General features: G+C 57.3%; 12 protein-coding genes. 8 read left to right on the forward strand and 4 right to left on the reverse strand.

Annotation, left to right across the window (positions count from 1 at the left end; all coding sequences use genetic code 11):
• The first annotated feature begins 3 nt into the window (after window positions 1–3).
• From Q0816_RS22345 to Q0816_RS22370, 6 genes are all read left to right on the forward strand, one after another.
• Entirely contained in the window at window positions 4–990 is a 987-nt protein-coding gene (locus Q0816_RS22345; RefSeq protein WP_298854815.1) for a D-glycerate dehydrogenase, read from the forward strand.
• 20 nt (window positions 991–1,010) lie between these two features.
• Window positions 1,011–1,400 (forward strand): GFA family protein, encoded by a 390-nt coding sequence (locus tag Q0816_RS22350; protein WP_298854785.1) that lies wholly within the window; start codon window positions 1,011–1,013, stop codon window positions 1,398–1,400.
• Window positions 1,401–1,511: 111 nt separating this feature from the next.
• Entirely contained in the window at window positions 1,512–3,299 is a 1,788-nt protein-coding gene (gene ggt / locus Q0816_RS22355; protein ID WP_298854787.1) for a gamma-glutamyltransferase, read from the forward strand.
• Window positions 3,300–3,392: 93 nt separating this feature from the next.
• Complete coding sequence (locus tag Q0816_RS22360) at window positions 3,393–4,802, forward strand: FAD-linked oxidase C-terminal domain-containing protein (RefSeq protein WP_298854789.1); 1,410 nt, start codon at window positions 3,393–3,395, stop codon at window positions 4,800–4,802.
• Window positions 4,803–4,888: 86 nt separating this feature from the next.
• Window positions 4,889–5,167, forward strand: coding sequence for a hypothetical protein (locus Q0816_RS22365; protein ID WP_298854791.1), 279 nt, complete (start codon window positions 4,889–4,891; stop codon window positions 5,165–5,167).
• Window positions 5,168–5,309: 142 nt separating this feature from the next.
• On the forward strand, window positions 5,310–7,817 hold the full coding sequence (locus Q0816_RS22370) for an FAD-dependent oxidoreductase (RefSeq protein WP_298854793.1): 2,508 nt from the start codon (window positions 5,310–5,312) through the stop codon (window positions 7,815–7,817).
• Window positions 7,818–7,850: 33 nt separating this feature from the next.
• Here the strand turns inward: Q0816_RS22370 and Q0816_RS22375 are convergent, their stop codons facing one another.
• From Q0816_RS22375 to Q0816_RS22390, 4 genes are all read right to left on the reverse strand, one after another.
• On the reverse strand, window positions 7,851–8,282 hold the full coding sequence (locus Q0816_RS22375; RefSeq protein ID WP_298854795.1) for an EF-hand domain-containing protein: 432 nt from the start codon (window positions 8,280–8,282) through the stop codon (window positions 7,851–7,853).
• 86 nt (window positions 8,283–8,368) lie between these two features.
• Entirely contained in the window at window positions 8,369–8,707 is a 339-nt protein-coding gene (locus Q0816_RS22380) for a carboxymuconolactone decarboxylase family protein (RefSeq protein WP_298854797.1), read from the reverse strand.
• 72 nt (window positions 8,708–8,779) lie between these two features.
• Entirely contained in the window at window positions 8,780–9,433 is a 654-nt protein-coding gene (locus Q0816_RS22385; protein WP_298854799.1) for a DUF938 domain-containing protein, read from the reverse strand.
• A complete protein-coding gene (locus tag Q0816_RS22390) occupies window positions 9,430–10,503 on the reverse strand; it encodes an FAD-binding oxidoreductase (protein WP_298854801.1) in 1,074 nt (357 codons plus the stop codon). The genes Q0816_RS22385 and Q0816_RS22390 overlap by 4 nt, the downstream gene beginning before the upstream one ends.
• A gap of 160 nt (window positions 10,504–10,663) precedes the next feature.
• Between Q0816_RS22390 and Q0816_RS22395 the strand changes: the two genes are divergently transcribed.
• Both Q0816_RS22395 and Q0816_RS22400 read left to right on the forward strand, forming a co-directional pair.
• Window positions 10,664–11,092: a hypothetical protein gene (locus tag Q0816_RS22395; protein ID WP_298854803.1), complete on the forward strand. Its 429-nt coding sequence runs from the start codon at window positions 10,664–10,666 to the stop codon at window positions 11,090–11,092.
• On the forward strand, window positions 11,089–12,321 hold the full coding sequence (locus Q0816_RS22400) for an HlyD family secretion protein (protein ID WP_298854805.1): 1,233 nt from the start codon (window positions 11,089–11,091) through the stop codon (window positions 12,319–12,321). Before Q0816_RS22395 ends, Q0816_RS22400 begins: the two co-directional genes overlap by 4 nt.
• Window positions 12,322–12,463: the final 142 nt, after the last annotated feature.

The raw sequence follows: 12,463 nt of genomic DNA on the forward strand, positions 1-12,463 counted from the left end.
GAGGTGCCAAGAGAACGTTTGAGTGTTGTCGTTACGCGACGGTTGCCCGAAGCGGTCGAAACCCGGCTGAGTGAGTTGTTTGATGTGCGCCTGCGCGACACCGACATTCCGATGACGCGTGAGGAACTTGTGGCCGCTGTACAGGAAGCCGATGTGCTGGTGCCCACAGTAACCGACACGATTGATGGCGGCCTGTTAGGTCAGGCGGGCGAAAACCTGAAGCTGATCGCAAATTACGGGGCAGGCGTCGACAATATCGATGTGTCTACGGCGCGGCAGCGCGGCATTCTGGTGTCGAACACACCGGGTGTTTTGACTGATGATACCGCCGACATGGCTATGGCCCTGATATTGGCTGTCACCCGCCGCATCCCCGAAGGATTGAGCGTGATGCAGCAGGGCGACTGGGCTGGCTGGGCACCTACCGCGTTTCTGGGGGGCCGCATCGGAGGTCGTCGTCTGGGTATTCTGGGCATGGGTCGGATCGGACAGGCCGTGGCGAAGCGTGCAAGCGCGTTCGGAATGCAGGTCCACTATCACAACCGCCGCAGGTTACGCCCCGAGACCGAGCAAGAACTGGAGGCAACCTATTGGGAGAGTCTGGACCAGATGGTTGCGCGGATGGATGTAATCTCGGTCAACTGCCCGTCGACACCGTCGACTTTCCATCTGATGAACGCGCGTCGTTTGAAACTGATGAAGCCGTCGGCGGTGATTGTGAACACCTCGCGCGGGGAGGTGGTGGATGAAAACGCCCTGACCAGAATGATCCGTTCAGGTGATATCGCAGGGGCAGGGCTGGATGTTTATGAACAAGGCACGGATGTAAACCCGCGTCTACGGCAGTTGCCTAACGTGGTTCTGTTGCCGCATATGGGATCGGCTACTCTGGAGGGGCGGGTTGAGATGGGCGAAAAGGTCATCATTAACATCAAAACCTTCGAAGATGGCCACCGCCCGCCAGATCAGGTTGTGCCTGCAATGCTTTAAAGCGTCGGAAAGGAGCATCGATGGACGTGTACGAAGGCGGATGCCGCTGCAGAAACTTGCGCATCACGGCTTCGTGTCGTCCTCTCCGGGTTGGGATTTGTCACTGTCTGGATTGTCGCAAACATCATGGTGCATTGTTTTACGCGGCGGCCGTTTTCCCGGACGACAAAGTAGTGATCTCCGGCGAAGCGCAAGGCTATGCTGGCCGGTTCTTTTGCCCGACCTGCGGCTCTCCGGTTTTTGCGCGGAGCGGAACTGAAATCGAAGTGCATCTTGGGTGTCTCGATGCGCCTAACCAATTGACGCCAACATATGAAAGCTGGGTTTCCCGGCGCGAAGGGTGGTTGCCCGAATTCCCTGGAATGATCCGATATGATCAGGATCGTGTGACGACCGAGGCCAAGCCGTAATCCGGGCAGCGAAACACTGCCACAGAATCATGGCAGCACAGCTTTTCGCAGGGGCCCGAGCGAATTCGATACAAGGTTGAAACTAAAAAATATATTGGAGGATTCGATCAAATGAGACGTGTTTCAGTTTTACTGCTTTCTTCACTTGCTCTTGCGACTCCGGGGGTCGCACAGGAAGCTGCTGATGCCGTTGCGCCCGAAACGGCCACGGAAGGGCGGGTGCAGGCCCTGACCGATGAGGTCATCGCAGCACTCGAAGCCAAGCTGAACGGTGTTCCGGTCACGTCCGAGAATTGGATGGTGGCCGCCGCCAACCCGCTGGCTGTTGAAGCCGGTGCCAAAGTGTTGCGCGAAGGCGGGTCAGCCGCAGATGCGATGGTGGCGGTGCAGGTTGTGTTGGGTCTGGTCGAGCCACAATCCTCTGGCTTGGGCGGCGGTGCGTTTTTGGTCTGGTACGATGCTGCGACCGGGCAGATGACAACGCTGGACGGACGCGAAACCGCGCCGTTGGCGGCCACACCGACCCTGTTTCACAACGAAAACGGTGAACCGCAAAAATTCTTTGATGCGGTTGTGGGTGGGTTGTCGGTAGGTACGCCGGGCACGCCCGCTTTGCTGGAAGAGGCACACCGCCGCTGGGGCCGTTCGTCATGGCCCGGATTGTTCGCCGATGGCATCCGCTTGGCGGATGAGGGTTTTCTGGTCTCGCCACGCTTGGCCAGCCTTGTTGAAAACGATGCCGAGCGTCTGTCGCGTTTTCCCGAAACAGCCGCGTATTTTCTGCCGGGCGGAGAGCCTTTGCAACAGGGTCAACGCCTGATGAACCCGGCCTATGCAGATACTTTGCGCGTACTGGCCAGTGATGGGGTTGCCGGATTCTACGGTGGCGAGATCGCAGCGGACATCGTGCGCACGGTTCGCAACGCTCCGGGCAATCCCGGTGTTCTGTCTGGCACGGATCTGGCGCTGTATCAGGTGATCGAACGGGAACCGGTTTGTGCACAATACCGCGCCTATGAGGTTTGTGGTATGGGCCCGCCGTCGTCCGGCGCTCTGACCGTGGGGCAGATTCTTGGAATGCTGAACAGCTATGATCTGACAGCAATGGGTCCCGAAAGTGCAGAAGCCTGGCGGCTGATCGGCGATGCGTCACGCCTCGCCTTCGCAGACAGGGGCCGGTACATGGCCGATAGCGATTTCGTGCCTATGCCGACCAACGGGCTGGTCGATCCAGACTATCTGTCGCAACGGGCCGCGTTACTGGAAAGCGAAGGCGCTCTGGCCGAGGTCGCGCCGGGGCAGCCGGAATTCGACCACGCGCTGATCTGGGCGGATGATGTGTCGCTGGAACTCCCCTCGACCTCGCATATCTCGATCGTGGACAGCTATGGCAACGTGCTGTCGATGACGACCACCATTGAAAACGGCTTTGGTTCGCGCCTGCTGACGAACGGGTTTCTGTTGAACAACGAGCTGACGGATTTCTCGTTCAAGACCCACAGCAATGGCGTACCGATTGCCAACCGACTGGAACCAGGCAAACGTCCGCGCTCTTCGATGAGCCCGACCATCGTGATGCAGGATGGCACGCCGGTATTGGCCATTGGGTCGCCGGGTGGCAGCCGCATCATTGGCTATGTCGCCAAATCTATCATCGCCTGGGCCGATTGGGGAATGGATGTGCAGCAAGCACTGTCTCTGCCGCATCTTGTCAATCGTTTCGGAACCTATGATGTAGAGGCCGGAACTGCAGCAGAAGGGTTTACAGATGCGCTGGTTCAACTGGGCTTTGAAGCCAACCCCCGCGACCTGACATCGGGCTTGCACGCCATCGAAATTGACGACGGGCTGACCGGTGGTGCCGATCCGCGCCGAGAAGGCATCGCGCTGGGCGAATAGACCCTCGGAATTTGTGGGGATTGCCCGCTTGTCGCGCGCCTTTTAGACATAGGCCTAAAGACGCGCGAGGTGTCGGGGCAGGGGAGGATGACTATGGTACAGGCGACCGCATTGCCAAGGAACGAGGCTGGTATTGAAACCGTGATAGGGGTTTTAAAGCAGCGCTTTGGTGACAGGCTGCAAACCAGCGCTGCGATCCGCGAACAGCATGGCCACACCACGACTTGGATCGAAAACCAAAGCCCGGATGCCGTGGTTTTCCCGCATACAACGCAGGAGGTTTCGGACATTGTCAAAACCTGTGCCGCACACCGGGTACCGGTGATCCCCTTCGGCACAGGAACATCGCTGGAAGGGCATGTGAACGCGCCAGCAGGTGGCATCTCGGTCGATTTGATGCAGATGGACAAGGTGCTTGCGGTCCATGCCGAAGATCTGGATTGTGTCGTGCAGCCTGGCGTGACCCGCGAGGCGCTGAACACCCATTTGCGAGATCAGGGCCTGTTCTTTCCGATTGATCCCGGGGCCAATGCCTCGCTGGGCGGTATGGCTGCCACCCGTGCCTCGGGGACCAATGCGGTGCGGTATGGGACGATGAAGGACAATGTTCTCAGCCTTGAGGCAGTCATGCCGGACGGACAGATCATCCGTACCGGACGTCGGGCCAAGAAATCTTCGGCCGGGTATGATCTGGCCCGCCTTTTGATTGGGGCCGAAGGCACTTTGGGGATCATCACCGAACTGACCCTGAGGTTGCAGGGCATTCCTGAAGCAATCAGTTCCGCCCGGTGTTCCTTTCCTACCGTCGATGCCGCGTGTCGAGCAGTGATGATGACCATTCAGTATGGCATTCCCGTCGCCCGAATTGAGTTTCTGGATGAAATGTCGGTTCAGGCGGCCAACGCCTATTCCGGGCTGAGTCTGCCGGAAACGCCTTTATTGCTGTTGGAATTCCATGGCTCGGAGAGCGGTGCCGTGGAACAGGCTGAAACCTTTGGCCAGATCGCTGAAGAGTTCGGCGGCACAGATTTTGCCGCGACCTCGACCACCGAAGAACGGAATAAGCTCTGGCAGGCGCGGCATGATATGTATTGGGCGTGCCTGCAACTGCGCCCCGGCGCACGTGGTATATCAACCGATGTCTGTGTGCCTATCTCGCGCCTGGCCGAGTGCGTGACCGAGACTCAGCAAAAGGCAGCCGATCTTGGATTGCTCGCGCCGATGGTGGGTCATGTCGGGGACGGGAATTTCCATACGCTGCTGCTGATCGACATGGAGAATGCTGATGAGGTCGCCAAAGCCGAAGAGTTTGTCGGCTGGCTGAATGATATGGCAATATCTATGGAAGGTACCTGTACCGGTGAACACGGAATCGGGCAGGGCAAACAACTTTACTTGATCAAAGAACTGGGCGCCGCCACGAAATATATGGCTGCAATCAAGGCCGCGCTGGACCCAGAGAATATCATGAACCCCGGCAAGATTTTGTCTGACGTCACCTAGCACTTTTTGCGATCTGGTCCGTTTTGTGCCCTCAAAACGTCCATATGTCTTGGTCTTAATGACGCGAAGACAAACAGGTGATCGACATGAGCGCAAAGTATTTGACAGGGTTTGCAGCAATCTGCGGGTTGGCAGTTGTAGGGCTGGACTATTCTCAACAAGCCAAAGCATCGGAAAACGGTCTGAGCGTCAAAGGCTATGTTGCTTCGGTGTCGTCGCGCGTCGGGATTTCTGGCAACTGGTTCGAAGCAGAGGCCCAGCCTTCACAATCACAGGAACCTGCTGCGAAGACGCCCTCAGAAGAGGGTGGCAAACTGGTCTGCACCACAATCGGGACCAGCAAACGCTGCCGTTCCAGCGGCTGAGGGCAAAGGCCTGAGGAGCGATTTACGACCGGCTTTCGATGTTCGGGTCGTTTTTTTCATATCACTGGTCGGATGAATGTCGCGCGATCCCCCTTAAGTGCGCCATATGGTGTCAACTGATTTCAAGGGGAGACGCCCGGTTATGAAAACCCAAGTCAAAGCATTGGTCGTTGGCGGTGGCGCCGTTGGGACCTCGATTGCCTATCATCTGGCCAAAGCGGGCTGGGATGATGTGATGTTGATCGAACGGGACGAGTTGACGTCCGGGTCCACTTGGCACGCGGCTGGCCTGCTGCCGCTGTTCAACATGTCTTATGCGACGACCCACATTCACAAGTATTCGGTCGACTTCTACAAGAAACTGGAAGCAGAAACCGGGCTGAACGCGGGCTTTGCCGTGGTTGGCAACCTGCGTATGGCTCAGACACAGGAACGCATGGACGAGTATATGCTCTATGCGTCCACTGCCGAAACCTGCGATGTTGCTTATGAATGGTTGACCCCTGACCAGATCAAGGAACGCTGGCCGCTGATCGAAACCTCGGACCTGAAGGGTGCGATCTACCATACTGAGGACGGTTACATTAACCCTGCGGACGTGACTCAGGCGATGGCCAAGGGGGCCCGTCAGCGTGGCGTGGACATCATGCGGAAAATGCAGGCCGATGCGTTCCATTGGAACGGTACTCATTGGGAAGTCACCTGCACCAAGATGGTCGAAAAGGGAGGCAACCTCATTCCGTCCGATGAGCAGGTCGTGATCACTGCTGAGCATGTTGTGACCGCGTCGGGAAACCATGCGCAGCGCACGGCTAAAATGCTGGGCATCAAAATGCCTGCGATTCCGGTTGAGCATACGTTCATCGTCATGGACAAAGACCCCGAGCTGGTCAAATGGCGTGAAGCTGGTAACCCCGAACACCCCGTTGTGCGCGATGCCGACAACGAATCCTACGCACGTGAAGAGCGCGGCGGCTGGATTCTGGGCATCTACGAACACGGAGCACCAGCGCAGTTTGAACATGGTGTGCCTGACAGCTTCCGCGCCGACCTGTTCCCGCTGGATCTGGACCGGATTGCGGATCAGTACATGGCGATGGCCGAACGCGTGCCGTCCTGTGCCGAATCCGGCCTGAAGGACGATTTCAACGGTCCGATCTGCTACACCCCCGACGGCAACCCGCTGGTTGGCCCGGCTCCTGGCCTGCGCAACATGTGGCTGGCCGAAGGCTTCTCGTTCGGCATCACCGCTGCGGGCGGCACCGGTTATTATCTGGCGCAGATGATGGTCGATGGCGAAGCCGAGATCGATATGGCCTCGCTGGACCCCAAGCGCTACAGCAGCAACTGGATGACCACCGAGTTTGCGGCGCGCAAGAACGAAGAGTGCTATGAGCATGTCTACATCCTGCACCACCCCGACGAAGAACGCTCTGCCTGCCGCCCGTTGCGGACTGTTCCGGCGTACGATCGTCAGAAAGCGCGTGGCGCACAATTCGGCTGGGTTAATGGCTGGGAACGCCCGAACTATTTCGGTCCGCTGGATGCACCTGAGAACTTCGACCATGACGCCCGCTCGTTCCGTCGCGGTGGCTGGTGGCAATATGCTGTCGAGGAAGCCAAGGCGATCCGCGAGGGCGTTGGCCTGGTCGACGCATCTGCTTTCACCAAGCATGTCGTCAAAGGCCCCGGTGCAACCCAATTCCTGGATTGGTTCACCTGCAACAAACTGCCCAAAGTTGGTCGCATCAACCTGACCTACGCGCTGACGTCGCATGGCACTATCCGCACCGAATACACCATCGTCCGCAATGGTGAGAACAACTACTACATCGTCTCCGCCGGTGCCTGGACCGAGTACGACGCCGACTTCCTACGTAAGGCGGCCGAGGACAAGTTGGAGGAGTTCGGCTATGTCGAGATCCAGGACGTGACCACCCAGTGGGGCGTTTTCGCCATCGCCGGACCCAAGTCTCGTGACGTTCTGAAAGAGGTCATCAAGGACGCCGACCCGGAAACCGCATTGTCCAACAAGCGCTTCCCTTGGTTGTCGGCCCGTCAGATCGAACTGGGCATGTGCCCGGTCAACGCAATCCGCGTGGCCTATACCGGTGAACTGGGCTGGGAATTGCATCACCCGATCGAGATGCAGAACTACCTGTTCGACCTGCTGGAAAAAGCCGGTGAGAAGCATGGTATGAAGCTGGTCGGCGCGCGTGCCCAGAACTGGCTGCGTCAGGAGAAGTCCTATCGCGCCTTCGGCACCGAACTAGGCCGCGATGCGACCCCGTTGGAGGCTGACCTGCCGCGCTTTGTGGATCTGTCGAAAGATTTCCACGGCAAGGCCAAACTGGAAGAGACCGGCGTGCGCGTGAAGTGCTGCACCTTGCTGATCGACGGACCGGATGATGCTGATCCCTGGGGTCGCGAAGTGCTGTATACGCCGGAAGGTGAGCGCGTGGGTCGTCTGACTTCGGGCGGTTATTCTGTGGCCTTCGAGAAATCCATCGGCATGGGCTATGTAAAACCCGAGCTGGCAGTCGAAGGTACTAAACTGCGGGTCAAGATGCAGGACAAGCTGTGGGATGCGGTTGTGACCTGCGACAGCCCCTACGACCCGAAGAACGAAACCATCCGCAAAGACGGTTGATGAAAAGGCCCCGGTTCAGACCGGGGCCTTTTTTTATGATTGCCCAAAATCGGCCTGGCTGACTGCACCGTCCTTGTTGCGGTCCAGCGCCTGTAGCCACGTATCGGTTCCGGTCAGAAATTCCTCGCGGCTGACCTGACCGTCCTGATCGGTGTCGTTGAATTCACGTTTTAATGTATCGATGGCCTGCATGGCCTTGCTGGGCATGTTTTCCGTTTCCGAGGCAGACGCGCGGGTTTCGTCGAACAGATCGTACTCGACCGTATCGAGAACCCCGTTCTCGTCGGAATCGAACATGTAGAATAGACCTTCGCGCTGTTCGGTTGCTTCGGCCAGCGAGATGGTTCCGTCGCTGTCCAGATCCCAGTTTTCAAAGAAATGTTCCACGCCCTCGCCCATGTGGCCACCAGCCAGGGCAGCGGCAGTGGACAGGATCAGGATCAATGCGGGCAGGGTGGGTTTCATTGCGGCTTTCTCCGACTGAAAAGGGGCGCGTTTCCAATGATAAAACGTGTGAGCCCCGCCAGTCCGGCGGGACAGGTTGACGCAGTTTACGCGACGCTCAGTTCGTCGAAACATTCCAGCGCCTTGGCCGCATACATCATGGCTGGCCCGCCGCCCATCTGAATGGCCATGGCAAGAACATCGGACACCTCATTTCGCGTCGCACCTGCATTGATCAGTGCTTCGGTGTGCAAAGTAATACAGGGTTCGCATCGCAGAGTGACAGACATGCCCAACGCGATGAACTCCTTTGATTTGTAGTCGAGTGTCCCGCCTTCCTTGACGGCCTTGCCGAGCGCCCCAAATGCGCGCGTCGCATCGGGAATGGATCCGTTTAGATTTCGCAAACTCTTGCGTGTTGCCGCGAGTTTTTCTTGCCAAGCCATTTCTGAGTGTCCTTCATCATATTTTGTAAATGGAATATGATACAATTCACGACACTTGGACTTTGATCTCGATCAGGCGACTGGACGCTCGGCAACAAAGGCAAGATTGTTGGCAGGCATTTCGACGGATTCCAGCATTTTCAGACCGACGCCTTTGAGCAATTCCTGAATATCCTCGTCGTCTTTGTATCCGATTTCAGGGTCTTGTAGGGTCAAAGCCTCATGAAACCGGATGTCTCCGTCACTGGTAAGTTGCCCCGCGCGTTTGAAAGGGCCGTATAAAATGAAGCGCCCATTTGGCGACAGAGATTGAGCGACTTCCGAGATGATGGTTTCGGTTTCCAGCCAACTGATCAGGTGAACCAAGTTGATCAGAATAATCAGATCCTGACCACGAAGCCGCCTGTGCCAGCCCGCGAGTGCCGCATCCATTTCTTTGGCCTGCGCGACGTTCGGCAAATCGCGGGAATAGGCGTCGATGCTCAAGCGCCGGTGCGGGTCAATTTCGGTGGGTTGCCAGGTCAGACCGGGCAGCGTTTCGGCAAAGGCACGGACATGCTGACCGGTCCCGCTTGCAATTTCCAACGCCCGCCCCTGAGACGGTGCCCAATCTTGCAGCATTGCACATAGGGCGTCCGCGTTTCGCGACGCTGCCGGGGCCACCAGTTTTCCATCTTCACCGGCATTGGCGACGCTTGCAGAGGACGGGAGGGTGCGTTTGATCATCTGTGCAGCCTGTCCGGTTTCAGCATGGCCACAACGTCAGGTTCAAGTTCAGGAGTGTTTTCAACAATCAGATCACACAACAATTGCGAGGCCGCTGGTGAAGTTTGAAAACCATACCCGCCCTGACCAGCGGACCAGAAAAACGACGGATCCAGCGGGTCGCGCCCAAGAACCAAAGTTCGGTCAGGGACAAAACTGCGCAAGCCTGCCCAATTCGTCTCAACCCGTGTAACAGGCTCGGTCATCAGTTCCTCATACCGGGCCAAACCTTCTGCCAGTACCATATCATCGGCAAAGGCATCCTGAGGCGGAACCGGATCAGCCTCGGATGGGGAAACCAACAGCTTGCCAGCATCTGGTTTGGCATACCATGTTTCACCGGCGCCCAGCATCATGGGCCAGCTGGAAACATCATGTCCGCCAGGGGCGGGCAGACGCGCCATGGACCGACGGCGCGGTGTGATGCCGATACCGGGTAACCCCGCAAGCTGAGCAATCTCATCTACCCATGCTCCAGCTGCGTTGACCAGATTGCGGGCTTCAAAGACCTGGCCGGTCGCCACAACCCAATGCGCGTCTTTTCGAATACTGGTGACCTTGCTTTTCGTCGAAACTGCCCCTCCGTTTCGGCGGATGGTTCGGGCGAAGTCCTGCAGCAGGCGGTCGGTGTCGATGTCAAAGGCTGCTTCGCTCACGGCGGTAAACCCGACCTTGTCCGGGTTCAGGATCGGAACGCGCGATATGGCCTGATCCACCGGTATCTTCACCATGTTCAGATCGGCGCAATCGGCTTCGAAAACGTCTGGCTGGTCAAACGCTCCGACCAGCATCAATCCACGCGGGGTCAAGTAACCGCCATTCTGCGCGTGCAGGAAGGCAGCCCCAGCCTTGTTCAGGGCTACGACCGAGGGCGGTCCATAGCTTTCTTCAAACAGAGCCGCTGACCGGCCCGATGCGTGATAACCCAAGGCGTCTTCAGCCTCCAGAACCATCACGGTTCCATGCTGGGACAGGCGCGCACCCGCGCTGAGCCCGGCAATGCCGCCTCCGATGATGAGGAAATCAATCATTATTTAGAACCCGCCCGAAAATATGGGCAGCAAGCTTCTTGGATTTCATTTCGGCCCCCAAGCCTCTTATTTACCTTGCGTTTGGTTGCCAGACTATAAGCAGCCTTGAATTTGTGCTTCAACCCGGTCAAAGAAGTATCAAAATAAACAGGAGGGTAAGGTGACTGCAGCAGACCTTCATCCAATGGCCACAGGGCATATACCCGGATACGTCGTCGCAGCTGACGGGAGCGACTACCTTTTTTCAGCCATGGTCGTCTTTTTTGTCGTTCTTGTGGTGCTGATTGGTGTTGGTTATCTGACGCTTCATTCGGTACCGGAAAAAATGGCGCACGAAAACAATCATCCCCAATTTCAATTGGTGGGTATTCTGGCACTGCTGGCACTGTTTACACATAACGGGCTTTTCTGGATCGCCGCAATTCTGGTCGCAGGTTTTCAGTTTCCGGATTTCGCCTCCCCGCTCAGAAATATTGCCGATGCCATTCGTTCCCTTGGTCAGTCACCTGTTCCGGATCCGGCACCTGAGACAGCAGCACCGGCCCCGCCCATTTCAGAAGCCCGCGACGCACAGGAGCAATCCACATGATCGAGACCCTGCTCTGCGCCCTGATTACGGTGCTGCCCGACTATCTGTTTCGCCGGTTTGTGCAGGGTAAACGTATCGGTCATGAGATCACTCTGTTTACGATGTGGTACGAACTGCGTTGGGGGTTGACCACCTGTGCCATTCTGGCACTGACAGTGATCACGACGCTGTTCTATTTTCACCCCGCGAGTAAGACTGCGGCGTCCTATTTCCGGACGGTGACCATTCTGCCGCAATTGGGTGGACGTGTTTCAGAAGTGTTTGTCAAAAACAACGAACTGGTGACGGCTGGCCAGCCGATTTTCCGGATCGAAGATTTCACCCAGACCGCACAGGTTCAGGCGGCAAATGCACAGATAGCGCAGGTCCAGGCCTCGCTTAAAGTTGCCGAAACCGACCTGGCAGAGGCTGACGCTGGAATCGCTGGCGCGAAGGCGGCCCTTGCGCAGTCTCTCGAGGATCTGGAACGCAACACAACCTTGCGCGACGAAGGTTCGAGCGCTGTGCGGCTGGCCGAGATCGAGCGCCTTGAAAACCTTGTCGCCGAGCGAGAGGCTCAGGTTGTCGCGGCTGAAGCCAAACGCGCAGCAGTTGAGCAGCAGATCGAAGAGCTGATCCCTGCCCAACTGGCCAGTGCGATTGCGCAACTGGACGCCGGGCAGACCGAGCTGGACAAAACAGTTATTCTCGCTGGTGTTACCGGACGGGTCGAACAATTTAGTTTACAGGTCGGCGATTATGTAAGCCCATTGCTGCGCCCTGCGGGTATTTTGGTGCCGTCACATACCGGACATGACCGGTTCCAGGCTGCGTTCAACCAACTGTCCGCTCAGGTCATCAAACCGGGCATGATCGGTGAATTGGGCTGTATGACCAAGCCGTTCACGGTAATCCCCACAGTCGTGGTCGAAGTGCAGGATGTGATCCCATCGGGACAGATCCGCCCGTCGGACGAATTGCGCGATGTGCAAACCAACAACAATCCGGGTTCGATTTTGGTGTATATGGAGCCGCTGTATAAAGGTATGGCCGATGACATTCCTCCGGGCAGCAACTGTCTGGCCAATGTCTACACGGATAACCATGAGCGGTTAGAGCACGAGGATCTGGGCTTTTGGGAGGCTGCGTTCTTGCATGTGGTGGACACAATCGGTGTCGTGCATGCCGCAGGTCTGCGCCTGCGTTTGATCCTGATGCCGGTGAACACTTTGGTGCTGACCGGGCACTGATCCGGTCTGTGCAATCCAAACGCAAAGGGCCCGGCAGGTTTTGCCCGGCCCTTTGGTGTTAAAGCGCAGCTTTGAACAGTTGCGTGAGGTTTTCTTTCGTCAACTCTATCGGGTTACCCCCGCATGATGGGTCGATGATTGC

The organism is uncultured Ruegeria sp. (assembly GCF_947497005.1).
Classification (GTDB): Bacteria; Pseudomonadota; Alphaproteobacteria; order Rhodobacterales; family Rhodobacteraceae; genus Ruegeria.